General features: G+C 49.5%; 14 protein-coding genes. 4 read left to right on the top strand and 10 right to left on the bottom strand.

Translation table 11 applies throughout. The features are described 5' to 3' along the window. Nucleotides 1-60: 60 nt before the first annotated feature. The 5 genes from ACR0QT_RS11190 to ACR0QT_RS11170 all read right to left on the bottom strand — a co-directional run bounded on the left by ACR0QT_RS11190 (nucleotide 61) and on the right by ACR0QT_RS11170 (nucleotide 7,128). Nucleotides 61-2,544 (bottom strand): TIM-barrel domain-containing protein, encoded by a 2,484-nt coding sequence (locus ACR0QT_RS11190; protein ID WP_432630856.1) that lies wholly within the window; start codon nucleotides 2,542-2,544, stop codon nucleotides 61-63. A gap of 489 nt (nucleotides 2,545-3,033) precedes the next feature. After that, nucleotides 3,034-4,755: an ABC transporter ATP-binding protein gene (locus ACR0QT_RS11185; protein WP_432630855.1), complete on the bottom strand. Its 1,722-nt coding sequence runs from the start codon at nucleotides 4,753-4,755 to the stop codon at nucleotides 3,034-3,036. Continuing rightward, nucleotides 4,746-5,519, bottom strand: coding sequence for an energy-coupling factor transporter transmembrane component T family protein (locus ACR0QT_RS11180; protein ID WP_432630854.1), 774 nt, complete (start codon nucleotides 5,517-5,519; stop codon nucleotides 4,746-4,748). The genes ACR0QT_RS11185 and ACR0QT_RS11180 overlap by 10 nt, the downstream gene beginning before the upstream one ends. Before the next feature lie 110 nt (nucleotides 5,520-5,629). After that, nucleotides 5,630-6,232 carry an ECF transporter S component gene (locus tag ACR0QT_RS11175; protein ID WP_432630863.1) on the bottom strand — a complete coding sequence of 201 codons (603 nt, stop codon included), beginning with the start codon at nucleotides 6,230-6,232 and terminating at the stop codon, nucleotides 5,630-5,632. Nucleotides 6,233-6,339: 107 nt separating this feature from the next. Continuing rightward, entirely contained in the window at nucleotides 6,340-7,128 is a 789-nt protein-coding gene (locus ACR0QT_RS11170) for a nucleoside phosphorylase (protein ID WP_432630853.1), read from the bottom strand. 338 nt (nucleotides 7,129-7,466) lie between these two features. Here ACR0QT_RS11170 and ACR0QT_RS11165 point away from each other — a divergent pair, with 338 nt between their 5' ends. Beyond that, nucleotides 7,467-8,054: a cysteine hydrolase family protein gene (locus ACR0QT_RS11165; RefSeq protein ID WP_432630852.1), complete on the top strand. Its 588-nt coding sequence runs from the start codon at nucleotides 7,467-7,469 to the stop codon at nucleotides 8,052-8,054. A 138-nt stretch (nucleotides 8,055-8,192) separates the two neighbouring features. Here the strand turns inward: ACR0QT_RS11165 and ACR0QT_RS11160 are convergent, their stop codons facing one another. Together ACR0QT_RS11160 and ACR0QT_RS11155 are read right to left on the bottom strand one after the other, a co-directional pair. Next, nucleotides 8,193-8,528, bottom strand: a complete 336-nt coding sequence (locus tag ACR0QT_RS11160) for a nuclear transport factor 2 family protein (protein ID WP_432630851.1) — start codon at nucleotides 8,526-8,528, stop codon at nucleotides 8,193-8,195. Nucleotides 8,529-8,700: 172 nt separating this feature from the next. Further along, a complete protein-coding gene (locus ACR0QT_RS11155) occupies nucleotides 8,701-9,492 on the bottom strand; it encodes an SDR family oxidoreductase (protein ID WP_432630850.1) in 792 nt (263 codons plus the stop codon). A 255-nt stretch (nucleotides 9,493-9,747) separates the two neighbouring features. On the opposite strand from ACR0QT_RS11155, the gene ACR0QT_RS11150 reads away from it, so the two are divergent. From ACR0QT_RS11150 to ACR0QT_RS11140, 3 genes are all read left to right on the top strand, one after another. Beyond that, entirely contained in the window at nucleotides 9,748-9,903 is a 156-nt protein-coding gene (locus tag ACR0QT_RS11150) for a hypothetical protein (RefSeq protein ID WP_432630849.1), read from the top strand. Nucleotides 9,904-9,922: 19 nt separating this feature from the next. After that, on the top strand, nucleotides 9,923-11,320 hold the full coding sequence (locus tag ACR0QT_RS11145; protein WP_432630848.1) for a PLP-dependent aminotransferase family protein: 1,398 nt from the start codon (nucleotides 9,923-9,925) through the stop codon (nucleotides 11,318-11,320). Nucleotides 11,321-11,605: 285 nt separating this feature from the next. Further along, the gene (locus ACR0QT_RS11140; protein WP_432630847.1) at nucleotides 11,606-12,757 is read left to right on the top strand and encodes an iron-containing alcohol dehydrogenase; all 1,152 of its coding nucleotides are present in this window, start codon (nucleotides 11,606-11,608) and stop codon (nucleotides 12,755-12,757) included. Between the two features lie 178 nt (nucleotides 12,758-12,935). On the opposite strand, the gene hemC is transcribed toward ACR0QT_RS11140, so the two are convergent. The 3 genes from hemC to tig form a co-directional block, all read right to left on the bottom strand. Continuing rightward, a complete protein-coding gene (hemC, locus tag ACR0QT_RS11135) occupies nucleotides 12,936-16,091 on the bottom strand; it encodes a hydroxymethylbilane synthase (RefSeq protein WP_432630846.1) in 3,156 nt (1,051 codons plus the stop codon). A gap of 270 nt (nucleotides 16,092-16,361) precedes the next feature. After that, a complete protein-coding gene (locus tag ACR0QT_RS11130) occupies nucleotides 16,362-17,150 on the bottom strand; it encodes an HAD-IIB family hydrolase (protein WP_432630845.1) in 789 nt (262 codons plus the stop codon). Nucleotides 17,151-17,260: 110 nt separating this feature from the next. Then, complete coding sequence (gene tig / locus ACR0QT_RS11125) at nucleotides 17,261-18,343, bottom strand: trigger factor (RefSeq protein ID WP_432630844.1); 1,083 nt, start codon at nucleotides 18,341-18,343, stop codon at nucleotides 17,261-17,263. Between the last annotated feature and the right edge of the window lie 25 nt (nucleotides 18,344-18,368).

Here is an 18,368-nt window from a genome sequence, read left to right as displayed (position 1 = left end):
TTATGAATTATTTTCTGTATGTAATTTTTTCACCAGTTTTCTGCGTTTTATGATTAAAATTTAGCCGATCAGCATCTCGGTCAGCACTGCCTTCCAGCTCTCCGGAAGTTCAAGACCCGTAAGAGATGCCAAAATTTCTTCCTTCGTGTAGTCTCCTGCAAAGTACTGGTAGACATTTTTCTTCTTCACAATGCTTCCCTGAACTCGATCGAGGAAGTCAAAGACTCTTTCATTCAACTTCTCGCGCGATTCTTTTGCAGTGCAATCATCTGCTCCCGGAAGCGTCACGCTCACACTTCTTCCAGCCTCCAAAAGATCGGTCGTCAGTGTCAGCGTTCTCGTCTCCTCATCGTACTCGCCCGCCATCGCCTCACTCGAAGCAGTCGGCTCCACCTGTGCAAATCCACGCAGGCGCAGAACATAGCGACGTTTCTCCGGCACAACCGAGAGATCTCCGGACGGACTGATCGTCAGACTGACAGCATCATCCGTCCAGCTCAGAGAGATCTCCGTCCTCAGGCATGCACCATTCTCATAGTCAAATCCGTCTCCGCTATCCTCAAACAGCGTGTAGGTGTTGTCCTGTCCCGGGAAAACGAGAATCTCAAGCGTCTCCGGATTATCGATGCAATTATCTCCGGTATCCGGTGCCATCGGAACAATCGCGCCCGCCTTTGCGAGAACGCCCTGACGCTCAATCGGTCTGCTGATCGTCGTGTAATGTCCCTTCGGACCTCCGTGGCGGACTGCACCATTATCAAAATCATACCAGTTTCCGGCCGGAATCCATGATTTCTCCGTCGTGTATCCGGTCTCGTGATCGGTCGGATGAACCATCGGCTGAACGAGAAGTTCCGTTCCGAAGAAATACTCATTTCGGCAGACGTAGCTTCCCTCCTCCATCGGATAATAATAGTAAGCCGGAACAACAACCGGAACCATCTTTTCATGGCACTGTGCGTTCATCGTGTAGATGTACGGCAGAAGGCGATGGCGCAGGCGCAGGCTCTCTCTTGCGAGATCATCATACGGCTTCGGATAACGCCACGGCTCTTTTCCGCAGAACGGGTTGCTGTTGCTGTGAAGGCGGTTGATCGGGGAGAAGACACCAAACTGAATCCAGCGCACATACAGCTCATTATCCTTGATTCCGTTCATGTGACCGCCGATGTCATGACTCCACCAGGTGTAACCGACGTTCGATGCCGTCGCCGTAAAGTATGGCTGATACTGAAGCGCATTCCACGTCACATGCGTATCGCCCGAAAATCCGATCGGGTAGCGATGACTGCCGAGGCCACTGTAACGCGACAGCATAACTCCGCGCTTTCCAGTTCTCGTCAGATCAAAGTGATGATAGTGGTTCAGCATCCAGATCGGGTCCATTCCCTCAACTGCCGAGATCTTGCCCTGTTGCCAGTCCATCCACCAGAAATCCACACCGTTCTCCTCGTTCGGATGATGCAGGAAATGGAAGTAAGCGCGGATAAATTCCTGATTCGTGAAATCAAAGCGAACCGGATACTCAGACTCCGGATCTACACCCATCGCCTTTGCCATCTCCGGATATGCCTCCTCAAATGCACGCACACCGTCTGCCGGATGAAGGTTCAGCGTCACGCGGTAGCCGTGCTCATGAAGCCATGCCATGAATCCCTCCGGGTCCGGGAAACACTCCTTATTCCAGGTATAGCCAGTCCAGCCCTTTCCGAATCTCTCCGGAATGTCAACAAGGTGCCAGTCCATATCCATGACAACAACCGAGAACGGAACTTTCTCTCTCTCAAAACGCTCGAGAAGCTCGCGGTACGTCTCCTCGGTGTACTTCCAGTAACGGCTCCACCAGTTTCCGAGCACATATTTCGGAAGCATCGGAACTGCGCCAGACAGACGGTAAAAGTCATGAATCGCATGGAAGTAATCACGGCCATATCCGAGGAAATACACATCGACACAGCCCTTCTTTCTCGGCGTTACCCAGCCATCCTCCTCCATGATCAGAGACTCGCTGTCATCAAAAAATGTACGTCCGCTCGTATCGCAAAGACCCATGCCGAGATCGACATCGCCGTCCTCACGGTTTGTCTTTCCACCCGTCGTGCGCATGCGCTCAAGCGGACCAGAGCCCACATACCACTCACCGTCACAGCGGTCAAGCGTTCTCGCCGTTCCCTTTAAATTGTGCTCTCTCGCCGGATCGCCGTAGTCGGTTCTTCCATAATACCATCTTCCGCCGTAGTTCGTGAACGCATACTTCACATCGATGTAGAGGTGGTTCGGACTGAACTCCTTCTTATCATACACAAGATGAAAATACTCGGTATCAATCTCAAGACAATTCTCCTGATCCCGCACCGTAAATTTCGGAGTCTCAAAATCACGATTCCACACGACCTGAGTCGGGCGATCCTCAAACTCACCGGTCTCTGAATACTCCATACGAAGCATCTGAGAAGTCAACACCGTAAAGCGGTACTTATCCCCCTGTACCACCGACTCCGGACGACATTTTCCATTCAGTTTCAGACAAAATTGTTTTTCCATAACGTTCCCTGTCTCCCTTCTTTTTTCTCATTCAGCCTTATCGCTATTACCGTTCATGAGTTGCACAAACAATAATGGATCTTGCAAAATCTCCCTTTCATGTTCCTATAAACTTTCTCATAAAAATCTAATCCTATCGTACCACGACTCCCCCAAAAAGTCGCCATTCATTTTTCACTTGACCCTGCACTTTTTTCATGTCTAAAAAAGATTCTCACAAAAAAAGCTGGTAGGATTTTCCTACCAGCACGTTTCGTTTTCTATAACTCAGAGTAGATGTCCCCCTTCTGAGTTATACGCTCCGCGAGCGTCGACTTGAATGATTTGATATACCTGGCACAGCGACAAGGCGAATAAGTCCATGCAAACCCGTGTGAGGCGTCGGTGTTTAGACTGCGTATTTTGCAGTCTTACGCACCGTTACGCCGAACCCGGAGCGAGAGCGCGTTTGCAGGACTTTATTCGCCATTGGAGCTATCTGAGACATTTTTACTTTTCAATAACCTTATCACTCAGCAGTTCCTCGACCGTCAGATACGGCTTCTCATACCCCAACCGACTGCAAAGCTGCATCACATACGGCTTCTGAAGACACGCTTTTTTCAGTGCCTCCTCCTGCTCAAAGACTTCCTCTGCTCTTCCATCTGCAAGCACCGTTCCATGCGCCATGACGATCACGCGCTCGAAATTCTCTGCGACGAAATCCATATCGTGAAGAATCGCAATCACGAGTTTTCCGCGCTCCGTCAAACTGCGGATGATCGACCCGATGATGCGTCGTCCACGCCAGTCCTGCGCGATTGTCGGCTCATCGAGAATCAGCACATCCGTATCCATCGCAAGCACAGACGCGATCGCTGTCATCTTTCTCTCATACATCTCGAGATCATAGGGATTCTCCCCCTCTTTTCCGGAAAGCCCGGTCAGCTCGAGTGCCTTTTTCGCCTCGCTCTTTGCGCGCTCCGGGTCCATTCCGATGTTCAGCGGTCCGAACATGACCTCATCGAGAACGTTGTACTTGAAAATCTGGTCATCTGGATTCTGGAATACATAACCGACATTTCCGGCAAGCATTGCAACGGTTTTTCCTGCCATGTCCTCCCCGCGGAAATAAATATTTCCGGACACCGGCTTTAAAAGTCCCTTGAGCAGTTTGACAAGCGTCGTCTTTCCTGCTCCATTCTGTCCGATGATTGCGGTCGGTCTGCCGTCAAGATGAAGATTCAAATCTTTAAGAATCGGAACGTTCGCAAGATACGAGAAATCAAGATGCTCAATCCGAAACATTTCCATGCTCTTCTTCACGGCATTCTCTGCGCTGTTCGCCCCATCTAATCCATTCGATCCACTCAATTCACTCGATGCATTTGATGCATGTTTTGCCTGCATCACACCGACGGCTTCCTCAACCGTCACCGGATATGTGCCATCCGGAAGCGTGACATTCTCAGCACGGCAGATTCTCGTAAATGCCGGTGCCTGAACGCCGTAATCCTCAAGATTTTCCATCGAAAAAATCTTCTGTGGCGTGTCAAATGCGATCTGCTTTCCCTCGTGCAAAAGTAAAATTCGATTGCAATATGCCGCCAATTTCTCAATCTTCTGCTCAATCATCAGAATCGTGATTCCCGACTTTGTCAGCTTCTCAACCGCCCGGAAAACTTCCTCGCTTCCCTCCGGATCAAGCTGGGAAGTCGGCTCATCGAGCACCATCACATCCGGTCTCATGACAAGCACACTCGCGATTGCGACACGTTGCATCTGGCCACCTGACAGATCAAACGGATTGCGATCGCGGTACTGCCAGATATCGAGAAGTTTCAGTGCCTCCTCGGCGCGACTGTGCATCTCCTCTCTCGGCACACCGAGATTCTGCATACCAAACGCAACCTCATCGTACACCGTATCCTTTGCACCCGAGAGCTGATTGAACGGATTCTGGAACACGAGTCCTACATTTCCACACATCTGTGCAACCGGAGTACTCCCCGCTTCCTTGCCATTGACAATGACTTTTCCACCGTAAGCACCTTTATAAAACTGGGGAACGAGTCCGATCAGAGCCTGACTCAGCGTGCTCTTTCCAGCCCCGTTTTCCCCAATGATTCCGATAAATTCACCTTTTTCCACAGAAAAGGTGATTCCATCCAGAGCGAGCTTCTCTGCGTGCGGATACTGATACCGCAGGTTTTCCACTGTTATCACAGACATTCCACAACCCTCCAAATCACGGCTACCAGAATCAGAATACCGAGAAGAATCGTGATCTCCCGATCTCCCTTATGTTTCGGTCTGTCCTGAAGCCAGGTTTTCTTTCGGTTTGCACCGAAGCCACGCACCTCAAGTGCAATCGCACGCTCTCTCGTGTTGATCAGAGAACTCATGACAACCGGCGAGATCAGCGGAAGAAAGGCTTTCGCACGGGTGCGCAGATTTCCCTCCGTCTCAAGTCCACGACTGCGCTGTGCATCCATGATCGTGTTCATCGTTCCCATCATCTGCGGAATGATCTGGAAAACAGAGGTGACGATGTATCCGAAGCGCGGAGAAAATCCCCGTTTTTCAAGCTCATCGACAAGCTCGGACGGCTTTGTGGAAAGCACAAAAACCGCAAAAGAGAGAAGCATGTTTAAAATGTTCAGTCCGATTCGCAGTGCATAGAGCAGACCCTCCCGGTAGAACTTCAGCGGTCCGATTCGAAACAGCACATTTGTATTTTTCTGGTTGAAAAGTCCGTGAATCAGGAAAATGGTCAACAGAATCGTGAAAGAAAATGCAATCAGCGGAACCGTTTTTCTTAGAATCTTTCCGCTCGCCAGAATACACAGGCTGACGGCAATCAAAACACCAAACATCCAAAGCCGTCCCGTGATCAGCGGAATGCTGATCGCGGTGGCAATGTACATCAATTTTGTAAAGGGATGAACCTTTGTCAGGTATGTCCCATTATCCACAAAAAGGCTTATACTTTTCATTTTTGATTTCCTAAATTTTTTTAAACTATTTTGATCGATTCTCGATTCAGAATGCTAGATTTCAATCCAACTTTTTGTTCGGCTTTTAATCCGACTTCTTAGTCCGGCTTTTAATCCAGCGTCTTAATCTCGGAATCTGCCTCGTAAAGGTTCGTCAGCTTCTTCGGAAGTCCCTTTAAAATAAAGAATACAACGATCAGAGTGATCAGCTTGTCCGGAACATCCACAACAACCTCATCGAGCAGAGAGCCAAGCATAACCGGCATATTGGAAGCCTGAGTTACTGCAAAAACTGCATCGCCCCATACATTTCCGGTTGTACCGCCCCAGAAAATAACATTTAACGGAGTCGAGATTACAACAGCGGTCAGACCAGCCACACATGCGGTCAGAATTGCTTTCGGGAATGATTTCATAAATCCAAGGCGCGCCATGATTCCGACTGCAACACCGATGCCCAAACTTGTAAGCGCATAAACCAACGTAATGTTATCACCAGCAGAAAAACCGTAAATCAGGTTGTTTGCCGCACCACAGATCGCACCGATCAGCGGACCGCCAAGGCAACCGCCGATACAGGTTCCGATGGAATCCAACCACAGTGGCAGTTTCAGCACACTTGCAAACAGCTTTCCTAAATAGTTGATTCCGATACATGCCGGAATCAGTACGATCGTAACCGCATCAAATTTCGTTTTAAACAGATTATTCATATTCACCCGTCCCTTCCCGTTTTTGCGTTTTTGCATTTTCGCTTTCTTACTAATTTTTTTACTCTTATTTACTACTTACCTACTCTACTATTTACCGATCTGCCGATTCAACGTTTGGCATCTTCCAGACACTCAAACGCTCCGAATGCCGTCAGAATTTCATGCTCTTCACCGAGCGCGGTCAGCTTTTCCCCATCCGCATAGCGCCCGATATCCTCTGCGACATCACTCTTGCATCCGGCGACGACATTCAGAATCGACGCAGTCTTCGCTCCCCGGATTCTTCCGGTCACATAGAGTGCCGCCGTCTCCATATCGGAGGACATGACTCCCCGTCGCGCCCACTCCTCATAGATCTGCGGATTCTCATCGCGGTACAGACAATCATGGCTTCTTCCGATTCCCATATGCCACGAAAATCCCTGCTTTTTCGCACTCTCTCTGCACGCGGAGAGAAGTTCAAAATCTGCAACTGCCGGATAACTTAACGGAGCATATCCAAGAGAAGTTCCCTCATCGCGCACCGCAGCTTCCACAAGCACCAGATCCCCGACTTTTGCCTCCGGCTGAAGTGCTCCACAGCTTCCAATCCGAATCATCGCCTTCACTCCGGCTTTCTTTAATTCCTCCACCGCAATCGCTGTGGACGGACCACCCATGCCGGTCGACATCACAAGAATCGGAATTCCATGCCAGGTTCCGCGATAACTCTTGTACTCCCGGTTAAATGCGAGAAATTCCGGGTTGTCCAGATACTTTGACGCACGCTCTGCACGCGCCGGATCTCCCGGAAGAACCGCATACGCAATCCCGAGATCTTCCGGAATCTGGATGTGTGGCATACGCTTTTGTGTCTCTGCGTTTCCTATGTTTCCCGTGTTTTCTGTGTTCCCCATGTTTCCATTCCCCCTTTCTGCTTCTATTCATGTTTTGGAAAGTTTTTGTTGCTGTTTGTGCAAGGCGTGAACAGTAACAAGTTTTTTTGATTTTCTGAATTATTACCCAAACTTTTCCCAAAATATAGAAACAATTTACGTTTACGATAGCATTGTATCTGAAAAAAGTCAATGAAAAGGAAGGTTTTTGAGCTTATATTGTCATTATTTTAACGATCATTATTTTTCTCCTTGTCAGCCCTATTTTCTCCCCTTATACTTATTTTTAGGAGATTGTTTTTCGTGTAATTTTTTGTGTAACGGAGTGTGTCTCAAATATCTATTTTGGAGGGATTTTTATGGAAAAAAATACAGATCTCTTTCTTGTCATCGACATGCAAAATGTGTATACAAAAGGGCAGGAATGGGCATGCGAGGGTGTGGACTCTGCAACCTCTGCGATTCTGCGCGTTTTAAACGCGGATGTCTGCTTGAATGTTCTCTTTACCCGCTATCTCGCCCCGGAATATCCCGTAGGAATCTGGAAAGAGTACAACAAAGTCAATGCAAATGTCAACGCCGATCCATTTGCAAATGAGATGATTGCAGACTTTCTCCCGTGGACAGAGAAATATCCGCTTCTGACAAAGAGTGTCTATTCCTCATTTGCGATTCCAGAGGTAAAAGAGATGGCTCATCATGCCAGAAATGTCGTGATCTCCGGTGTCGTCGCTGAGTGTTGTGTCCTCTCCACCGTTCTGTCCGCAATCGATGAGGGATGCAAGGTGATCTATCTGACAGACGGCGTTGCCGGTCTGAGTCAGGAGTCCAGACAGGAAGCCGAAAAGATCGTCTCCTACTTTGCTCCCCTGCACACCGAACTCATGACCGCAGACGAGTACATTGAGAAATGCAAATGCCAAAAAGAATCGGAATCCGCCATCTAATGACAATTATTCTGTGATCATTATCTTGTGACAATCTCATCCTGTCACAATCCCATTTTGTCACAGACTCCCCGATTCGCTCACCTGTCTTTTCCTATCTATTTTCCCGTGCGCTCTCAACCATTTGCTTGCGCACGCTCACTTTGGGCGGACGGTCAGTCTCCGGATATGACCGTCTGCCGTGATCTGCTGAAGGCTGACAATCGCCATCACATAGTAACCGCCGAAGCAGGCGATAAATTCTGCCTGTCGATCATTTAAAATCGCCGGTTGCATGATCGAATACTGACAAAACAGAAATTTGTTTCGGAAAAACATCGAGATCGCTTCTTTTCCGTAGAGATGGTACTCATGCTGTGGCGTTCCGTTTGCGCAGTAATCACAGTAATGACCATCCGGCGTAAAAAGCTCACCAAGTCCCTCATAATCTTTGTTCTCTATCACTTCCACAAACTGCTCTATGGTCTTCATCATCCGATTCCCTCCTCTTTCTATCGTCTTTCTATTGTCTGGACTCTATCATATTATCTATCGTTCTACTTATCATTCTACTTATCGTTTTATCTATTGTTTTATTTATTGTTCTATCTATAACTATTCATCTTAAATTTTCACTTTTTACCCATTACTCTTAGTAAACTTAAATTTAGTAAACTTTCTCCGTGTTAAGCAGTGCGTCTGTTCCACCGTCTACAAACAGGATGATTCCATTGATGCCTCTCGCCTCCTCCGATCCGAGAAAGACAATCGCAGAAGCGATCTCCTCCGGGTCCATCAGCGTCTCTTTTCCGTACTTGGTCGGAATCGGGAGTGCGTTCAGTGCCATCTTCGCGTTGATCGACATCGTCGCCGTCATCGCAGTATTCACATTTCCCGGGGCAACTGCATTGATCCGGACTCCATTCGCCGCATAGGATGCAGAATGACGACGCACCCAACGTGCAAGCGCATACTTCGTGGCGACATAAACACTGTTTCCGACACTCAGACTCGTCTCATCCATTCCGTCAACCAGGTTCAGAATTCTCTGCTCATCCTCGTTGTTGTTGTTCAGAAGATCCGCAAGATCCATTCTGAGTGCTCCCTGAGAGATTGTGTTGGAGCTGAGTACCACACAGTTTCCACCCTTCTTTTTTAACAGGTCGTAGACTCCCTTAATTAAAGAAATCGTTCCGAAAAAGTTCAGAGAAACGATCAGTCTCAGATTTCCACAGGCTCCGGAGACTCCTGCATTGCACACCAGTCCATCAATGCCCTCCGGGTATCTCTCATACAGTTCATCAATCGCGGTCTGACGTCCCTCCGGAAGTGCAAGATTTGCCTCAATATCCCCTTTCTTCAGATCAATGTTGACAACCTCATGACCTTTCTTCTTTAATAATGCAACTGTCTTTGCTCCGATTCCACTTGAACCACCGGTCACTGCATAAACACCCATCTTATTTTCCTCCTGTCATTTTTGTCTATTTCTGTAATTTCTATCATTTCTGTTAGTTCTACTGTTAATTCTATTTATAGCTCTATTTCGTTCTATCATTTTTATTGTTTCTATTCTGTTTCTATTTTTTTTCTATATCATCTTTCATATCGTTCTTTTAATAGCCTTTACAACCTTTACAGAACTTCTGGTTTTTATTATAATCACAACTGAGATCTAAAAAATACCCATTTTGCGAAAATAAAAAGATACCAGATGAAAGATTCAGCAAAAACACTTGGAAAAAACCGTAAAACACCTTGCGCAAAAGAACCTGTAAGAAAAACCTGCGCGAAAGAGCAGAAAAAAGAAGATGCAAAGAAAGAATACGCAAAACATATACAAGAAGTATGCATAGAAAAAAGAGGATAAGAAAAAAGGAGGAAGCGACATGCTAATCTACGATTTTCAAAAACGAGAAAAAGAACCGCTTTATGAATTTTTATACCGGTGCATCAAGGAAGATATTCTGTCCGGAAGGCTCAAGGCTGGAACCCGCCTCCCGTCAAAACGGGAACTTGCACGGGACAACGGAATCAGCGTCCGCACCGTGCTTGGTGCCTATGAACAGCTGATTGTGGAAGGCTATCTGACCGCCAAAGAAAAGCGTGGATATTTCGTTGCGGAAGTCGAAGCCTCCCCCGTCCGTCGCTCCCCCGTCCCGGAATTTCCGCCGATGTACCAGGAGGATCAATGGTTTGTCGATTTCACCTCCAACACCGTGATGTGCGAACAGTTTCCATTTTCGACCTGGCGAAAAGTCATGAGAGAAGTCCTCTCCAATGGTGGTCAGGAACTTGTGCGCCGTGCCGATTTCATCGGAGTGAAGGAGCTTCGCCAGACAATCGCCTCCTACCTCTACCGCACCCGCGGAATGGAAGTCTCACCGGAGTGTATCGTCATCGGAGCGGGCATCGAGTACCTCTATGAACGCCTGATCCGCATTCTTCCAAGGGATGCCATCTATGGCATGGAAAATCCCGGCTACCGCAAGATTCCTCGCATCTATGAGGATGCCGGACTGACCTGGCGCTGTATCGGCATGGACGAAAATGGAATCTCGATGGAGAGCCTGATTGCAAGTCAGGCGGATGTCATCCATGTCTCACCCGAGCACCACTATCCGCTTGGCACTGTGACCTCGGCTACGCGCCGTCAGGAACTTCTAAACTGGGCAGGAGAAAAGGCAGACCGCTACATCATCGAGGACGACTACGACTGCGAATTTCGCTACCGCTCCCGCAGTATCCCTGCACTTCAGAGCATGGACCGCAGACACCGCGTGATCTACATGAACACGTTCAGCAAGACACTTGCGCCCTCGATCCGCATCAGCTACATGATTCTCCCGGAAAAGCTGATGGCGCGCTATATCAAGACGACAAACTTCTACTCAAATACCGTCGGAAGCTGTGAACAGTACGCCCTCGCGCGCTTTATCCAGCAGGGATATTTTGAGCGACACATCAGCCGACTCAAAAAGCGGTATTTCACGCTTGGTCAGCTCCTGATCCAGACCCTGCGTCAGTCGACTCTGCTCCCAATCTCCGAGATTCGGGGCGGAGAGAGCGGAACCCACCTTCTCGTCCGCGTGGATACCTCGCTGACTGACGTTGAGATCAAATGGGGGGCGCGCCAGCAGGGAATCTGTTTGAGCTGTCTGTCCGAGTTTCTTCAGGAAACCGCCCCCGAGTACGAGCATATCCTTGTGCTTCAATACGCGGATTTAGACGAAAACACCATGCAGGAAGCCGTCCGCCGTCTCGGAAACATTTTTACGCAGTGGTAGGCATCCCCTCCCGTTACGTTCCAAAGATAGGCAACCTGCATTCCTCCCCATTGGTTTTATCTGATACCATTAAAAAGTTTTTATTTGGATATTTTTTAGATACCAGTTTCGTGATAAAGTGTAGCCATCACAAAACGACAGGCACAAAACAAACAAACGTACCGATACAATCTCACAGCCGGTCGTCAAACAAAGCTCTGGCAAAACAGAGCAGGCACAGACAAGTCCACCGTTAAATAGAACAAGCGAACACGGGTGGCACGCAAAGAAAGGGAGGAATTTCACATGGCTACTACTTATTACTTCTTACCAACCAGAAACTTATTCGGTGAGGATTCCGTAAAGGAAACCGGAACCCTGATGCAGAGCCTTGGTGGCAAAAAAGCTCTGATCGTAACAGACAGCTTTCTCGCAAAGAGCGGAATGGCTTCTGATATTCAGAAAATTCTCTCCGATGCAAATGTGGAGAGCGTTGTATTTGACGGTGTTGAGCCGAACCCGAAGGATGTGAACGTCGAGGCAGGTCTGAAACTCTTCAAGGAGAGCAACTGCGACTCGATCATCTCCCTCGGCGGTGGTTCTTCCCACGACTGTGCAAAGGCAATCGGCATCGTTGCCTCCAATGGTGGAAACATCCGCGACTATGAGGGCGTTGACCGCTCGACCAACCCGATGTGCCCGATGATCGCAGTCAACACAACTGCCGGAACTGCTTCTGAGATCACCCGTTTCTGCATCATCACCGATACCAGCCGTCACGTCAAGATGGCGATCGTCGACTGGCGCGTAACTCCTCAGATCGCAATCAACGATCCGAACCTCATGGTCGGTATGCCACCGGCACTGACCGCTGCAACCGGAATGGATGCCCTGACCCACGCAATCGAGGCTTACGTCTCCACCGCTGCCAACCCGCTGACCGACGCTGCTGCGCTGATGGCAATCACAATGATCACCCAGTACCTCCCGAAGGCAGTTGCAAACGGCACTTACATGAAGGCCCGCGACAAGATGGCATACGGTCAGTACCTTGCCGGAATCGCATTCAACAACGCTTCCCTCGGCTACGTTCACGCAATGGCTCACCAGCTCGGCGGTTTCTACAACCTGCCTCACGGTGTCTGCAACGCAATCCTGCTTCCTCATGTTGAGGAGTTCAACCTGATCGGCAATGCAAACCGTTTCCGCGACATCGCAAAGGCAATGGGCGAGGTGACTGAGGGTCTGTCCACGATGGATGCCGCAAGAAAGGCAATCGCAGCCATCCGCCAGCTCAGCGAGCAGGTCGGCATCCCGAAGAACCTGCGCAGTCTCGGTGTAAAGGAAGAAGACTTCGGCATCATGGCAGAGAATGCAATGAAGGATGTCTGCCAGCTGACCAACCCGCGCAAGGCAACCAAGGAGCAGATCATCGAGATCTTCCGCTCTGCATACTAAAAACTACTCAGAAGAAGAATTAAGAAACAACTCCAAAAATATTTAAAAATTCAAAACTTACAAATTCCATTCACATATGACAATATGACAAGAGGGACGCACCACTGGTGCGTCCCTCAATACAATACAATTCTATTCTATTCAAGTCGACACTCGCAGAGAGTTGTATACATCAGAACTATCTTTCGCTCTTCTGCGTCTCCATCCACTCTTTGAGTTTCTCTGTCACGGCTCTCGCAAGATGATGATCTGCTCCCGATGCCGTCACACCGGCGACAAGGCTTCCTTCCCTTGCAATTCCCGGGAAGTAGAAATCACACTGCTCTTTGTCGCCTGCATTGTTCACAAGAATGCCTTTTTCTTTTCCCTGCTTTGCAATTCTTGTGTTCAGAGCTGCATCATCGGTCACTGCAAGCGCCATCTTTCTTCCATCGAGGTCAGACAGCGTGAACGGGCGGTGTTTCCAGAGGATCTTTCCCTCAGTCTCAAGCTGTCTCATCGCGGTACATCCCTCCGGCGCAATCACCGTCACCTCTGCGCCAAAGTCCGCAAGCACAGACGCACGGCGCGACGCAATCTTTCCTGCGCCCACGATCAGCACATCAGCACCATTCAAATTAAAGAACAGTGGGAAATATGCCGTCGCAGTTTCTGTTTCTGCACCCTCTTCTCCCTGTGCTTTTTCTTCCTCTGCTACGTCCTTTTCATCTCCTCCGTCTGACTTTTCAGCCAACTGAGTCGACTTCAAACGCTCCGAATTTCCTGCACGGTCTGCGTCCTCCTGATCCTGAGCCTGTGTCTCCGTTTCCGTCTCCTGTTTTTCCTGTTTCTCCTGCTCTTCCCGACTACGGATTGCTTCCCGATAGAGTTCACTGTCCTTGACCACGCGGTCGGACTTGATCTTCTCAACCGGAGCATAGTGCTCCTCCTCGGTATCTGCAAGGATCACCGATGCAATGCCGGACGCCGTGTACTCAACTGCGTCCGCATAGACCGGAAGTCCCATCTCGCGCACCGTTCTCGTCGTGTACGGTCCGATCGAGATGATTTTCGCCTCAAACTCTTTTTCCTCGAGCATGTTGCAGAGCGCACGCGCTGCGGAACTGCTTGCAACTGCCACATAATCGACCTGATGGATGATGCGGTTGAGTTCTTCTTTTCTTCTCGTGTCGACCCAGGTCTCATAGAGCGGGACATCATCAAAATCGACGCCAGCCTCTTTGAGTTTTCTCGGCAGAACCTCCGATCCTTCCTTTGCGCGCATCAGAAGGATTCTCTCATCCCCCTTCAGCGTCGGAATCCACTCGCGTGCAAGATCGGTTCCTGAGAAATTCTCCGGAACGAAGTCGCATCGGAATCCGTGCTCCTTGAGCGCCGACTCGGTCTTTCTTCCGATTGCCGCAAATTTCAGATGCATCAGACAGCGAAGATCGCGGTCTGCTCGGCGCATTGCCTCAAAGAAGAGGTCGACACCGTTACTGCTTGTAAATACAAGCCACTGATAGTTTCCCAGATTATCGAGTGCTTGGCGAACTTCAGCATTGTCGAGCAGACGGCTCTCAATCAGGCTGACTGCGATCGTCTCTGCTCCGAGCGGGCGAAGCTCATCCTCAAGTTCCTGAGAAATATAACGCGTTCCGGTCACAAGCACGCGCTTTCCGGAGAGCGGACGACCAGATCCAAACCAGGAGAGCTTTTTCTCAAGACCAACAACCGGTCCGACCACCGTAATTGCCGGAGTCTGGATTCCACATCGCTCTGCCTCCTCGGCAATGTGGGCAAGATCGGAAAATGCCACTTTCTGATTTGCCGTCGTGCCGTTCTGAATAACCGCAGACGGCGTATCTGCCGGCTTGCCGCCCTCGATCAAACGGCGGGAAATTTCGCCGAGATGACGCAGTCCCATCAGGAAGACGAGGGTTCCCTCCTCTTTTGCAAGGACCTCATAATTTAAGGATTCCTGTGTTTTTCCTGCGCCCTCATGACCCGTGATCACATGGAAGGAGGAGGCGAGTTTTCTGTGCGTCACCGGAATTCCTGCATAGGCAGGTACACTGTACGAGGAGGAGATGCCCGGTACAATCTCAAACGGGATTCCATGTCTCGTCAGCTCAAGCGCTTCCTCACCACCGCGTCCAAAGATATACGGATCTCCGCCCTTGAGACGGACAACGGACTTGCCGGTCATCGCAAGCTGTACGAGGAGCTGGCTGATCTCCTCCTGCTTCATTGAATGCTGACCGGAGCGTTTTCCCGCATAGATCAACTCCGCATCAAGACGAGCCTCATTGAGAATCGAGCCGGAGATCAGGTTGTCATAGACAATCACATCGGCATTGCGCACGCACTCGAGACCTTTTCTCGTAAAGAGTCCTGCATCCCCCGGGCCTGCGCCGACAAGATAGACCGGACGGAAACGCACCTGAATCGCAAGGCTGTCCGCAAGTTTCTCCGCAATCTCAAGTCCACTCTCAAGACCCTCGGCACTCGTCGCATTCTCCGGAAGTTCCACTCCACCTCTGCGGAAGACCGGATGAACACCGTCTCTCGCATACATGACTGTCATCACCAACTTGTTCTCTTCCTTCCGGCAGTATGCTCCACACGGTGCATTACAGCTTCCGCCGAGAATCGTCAGAAACTCTCGCTCTGCGCGAAGCTGTACAGCCGCCTCCGGCGAATGGATTGCCTGCATGATCTCACCGAGTTCTCCCTCGCGGATCTCAAGTGCCAGAATTCCCTGACCCGCTGCCGGAATAAAGAGTTCCTTATCGAGATATTCCAGATGAAGATCCTCCGGATTCTGAAGCTCAAGTCGCTCAAGTCCTGCCGCTGCAAGAAGGATTCCATCATATTCTCCATTTCTGAGCTTTTCAAGACGAGTCTGCACATTTCCGCGAAGCATCTTTGTGAAGACCTGCGGATTCAGACTGCGAATCTCAATCTGACGGCGCAGACTGCTTGTTCCGATCACACTTCCAGCCGGAAGGTCTCTCGCCGGAATTCCGCTTCTCGTCACCAGCACATCCGACGCCTCCGCACGCGTGAGCACAGCTCCCATCGCAAGTCCCTTCGGAAATTCCATCGGCATATCCTTTGCGGAGTGCACGGCAAGATCAATCTCGTTTCTGAGAAGTGCCTCCTCAAGCTCCTTTGTGAACACGCCCTTTCCGCCAAAGCTCGTCAGAGAGCGGTCGAGAATCTTGTCTCCCTTTGTGCTCATCGGAATCACTTCGATTTCCAGATCCGGAAAACATGCCTCCAACTTTTGCTTTACCATCTCCGTCTGCACCATCGCCAGACGGCTCTTTCTCGTCCCAATACGAAGTTTCATACGCTTACCCTTCCTCTCATTCCCGTAATTTCTTAAGCAGATTTCCACGATACGATCTGCAACACCCAACTTCCCCAAATCACAGTTTATTCCTAATGTCCGAATATCGGACATTAAAAAAGTTTTCTTCTGCAAAATGAAATGAAAAACGCTACTCCAGTCTGCACTGCCGGTTCCCCCGGGCTGACGGACAACAGTAGCGTTCTTGTTTTTTATTTTAATATGATTCGCATATGATTCATATATGACTCATACATATATGAATCTGACTCACTCTAACAATCCAAGATGTTCCATCGCATACCAGATTCCGTCCTGCTCGACCGTCTTCGTGCAGAAGCTCGCATACGGCTCAAGCTGAGGGCTGTGTTTGCCCATCATGATCGCATTTGGAACATGTTCAAACATGGAAAGATCGTTCGTGCTGTCTCCAAACACATAGGCATCCTCAAGCGTCAGATCATAAGCCTCGAGAATCCGGTCGATCGCATTTGCCTTGGAGTGACCTGCCGGCACACACTCATAGAATCCGTTTCCGCGGTCGATCACATCGATGTCGAGACCGAGTTTTCGGAAAAATCCTGCCCGATCGCTCTTCTCATCCGCAAGCACGCAGAATTTCTCCACATCCCCGCAGGACTCGCTCCAATCCATCGAGCGCAGTGCAAAATGGATGCTCTTGCGAATCCGTCGTCCCTCCGCAAAACGAGAGTCCGGACTCGGCACATAACAGCCGTCCTTGCCCTCCATGAGTCCATCCATATCGGCATCCTCAATCGCCTGACAGATCATCCGTCTCTGCTCCTCCGGCATAATCCGGTGATACAGAGATTTTCCATCCACCTCAATGTATGTTCCACATCCGCAGAGCCAGCCGTCCGGCTCGACCATCTGCTTAATCTTTCCAAGTTCGCTGTAAGAGCGTCCGGTATTGACAAATACCAGATTTCCACACTCGCGGGTGCGCCGGAGCGCTTCTTTTGCGCTCTCCGGCACCTCCCTCGTCACTTCACTCATCAGCGTCCCATCAATATCAAAAAACAGTGCTTTTCTACTCATTCTTCCCTTACATTTACTTTCTTTTTCCACTGCCTTCGTTGCCATTGCTTCTTATCATTGCTTTTCGTTGCTTTTCATTGTTTTTCGTTATTATTCGTTGTTTTTGTAATTTATTTTACAACTGCATTATCCTTGATGAAATCAATTACCTTGTACATCATCGCAGTCTGGTTTACTGCCTCTTCGCCGTAGCTCTGCTCAAGCGTTGCGACATCCATGCCGTACTGATTTGCGACTGCCTCCTTATCGGCATCCTCTACCTGAAGGCCCTCTTTCTCTGCAATCGCCTCAGCCATCAACTGCTGTTTGATTGCATTCTCAGCAGACGTTCTGAGCTGAGTCTTGAAGTCATCCTCGGTCATGCCGTAAAGGCTTGCATAGCTCTCCAAAGTCATGCCGTAAGCCTGCATCATACTCTCATAATAGTTGAGCTGGTTGTTGTACTGCTGATCCACAGCTGCCTCATTCAGATCAAACTCACAATCATTCAGTGCGCTCATAAACGCATCTTCCTCAACCTGCTGATCTGCTGCCTGCTCCTTCTGATCCTGAAGCTCTGCAAGATTATCTGCGCGGAACTCATCTACGGTCTTGAAATCGGATACTCTCTGAACGAAGTTGTCGTCAAGAACTGCATCCTTCTTCTCCTCGATCGCATTCACCGTCACATCAAATACAACTGCCTGACCAGCGAGGTCGCTGTTGCCGTAATCCTCCGGGAAGGTCAGATTCAGGCTGAGCTCCTGACCCACAGATGCGCCGACAAGTCCATCCTCGAATCCATCGATGAAAGTGCCGGAACCAAGCTCCAGCTTGTATCCCTGAGCCGTACCGCCATCGAATGCGACGCCGTCCTTCATTCCTACATAGTCGATGTCAACGGTATCGCCGTTCTGTGCCGGACGATCGGTGATCTCCACATACTCCGGATTTGCATCGAGAATGCTCTGAATCTTCTGATCCAGCTCCTCATCGGTAACTTCGGTGGACTCACGCTTTACTTCCACACCCTTGTAATTTCCGAGCTTCGTCACTTCGCCCTTATCCGTGATCTCTGCCTCAGTCTCGGTAGAAGCACTGCTGTCAGACTCCGTCGCCGTCGTCTCTTTTGCCGTATCATCTTTTTTGGAACAGCCCGCTGCCAGCATTGCAACTGCCAGACCGCAGAGCACCAGTTTTACATGTTTTCTCATGATCATTCTGCCCTTTTCTTTGTCA

It is taken from the genome of Brotaphodocola sp., assembly GCF_050873365.1.
In the GTDB taxonomy this organism is placed as follows: domain Bacteria; phylum Bacillota; class Clostridia; order Lachnospirales; family Lachnospiraceae; genus Brotaphodocola.
This window is presented reverse-complemented; position numbering and strand designations above follow the sequence as displayed.

Excerpts from the sequence above, each read along its gene's own strand:
- ACR0QT_RS11190 (WP_432630856.1), bottom strand. The coding sequence starts at position 2,544 with ATGGAAAAACAATTTTGTCTGAAACTGAATGGAAAATGTCGTCCGGAG.
- ACR0QT_RS11185 (WP_432630855.1), bottom strand. The coding sequence starts at position 4,755 with ATGTCTGTGATAACAGTGGAAAACCTGCGGTATCAGTATCCGCACGCA.
- ACR0QT_RS11180 (WP_432630854.1), bottom strand. The coding sequence starts at position 5,519 with ATGAAAAGTATAAGCCTTTTTGTGGATAATGGGACATACCTGACAAAG.
- ACR0QT_RS11175 (WP_432630863.1), bottom strand. The coding sequence starts at position 6,232 with ATGAATAATCTGTTTAAAACGAAATTTGATGCGGTTACGATCGTACTG.
- ACR0QT_RS11170 (WP_432630853.1), bottom strand. The coding sequence starts at position 7,128 with ATGGGGAACACAGAAAACACGGGAAACATAGGAAACGCAGAGACACAA.
- ACR0QT_RS11165 (WP_432630852.1), top strand. The coding sequence starts at position 7,467 with ATGGAAAAAAATACAGATCTCTTTCTTGTCATCGACATGCAAAATGTG.
- ACR0QT_RS11160 (WP_432630851.1), bottom strand. The coding sequence starts at position 8,528 with ATGATGAAGACCATAGAGCAGTTTGTGGAAGTGATAGAGAACAAAGAT.
- ACR0QT_RS11155 (WP_432630850.1), bottom strand. The coding sequence starts at position 9,492 with ATGGGTGTTTATGCAGTGACCGGTGGTTCAAGTGGAATCGGAGCAAAG.
- ACR0QT_RS11150 (WP_432630849.1), top strand. The coding sequence starts at position 9,748 with ATGAAAGATTCAGCAAAAACACTTGGAAAAAACCGTAAAACACCTTGC.
- ACR0QT_RS11145 (WP_432630848.1), top strand. The coding sequence starts at position 9,923 with ATGCTAATCTACGATTTTCAAAAACGAGAAAAAGAACCGCTTTATGAA.
- ACR0QT_RS11140 (WP_432630847.1), top strand. The coding sequence starts at position 11,606 with ATGGCTACTACTTATTACTTCTTACCAACCAGAAACTTATTCGGTGAG.
- hemC (WP_432630846.1), bottom strand. The coding sequence starts at position 16,091 with ATGAAACTTCGTATTGGGACGAGAAAGAGCCGTCTGGCGATGGTGCAG.
- ACR0QT_RS11130 (WP_432630845.1), bottom strand. The coding sequence starts at position 17,150 with ATGAGTAGAAAAGCACTGTTTTTTGATATTGATGGGACGCTGATGAGT.
- tig (WP_432630844.1), bottom strand. The coding sequence starts at position 18,343 with ATGAGAAAACATGTAAAACTGGTGCTCTGCGGTCTGGCAGTTGCAATG.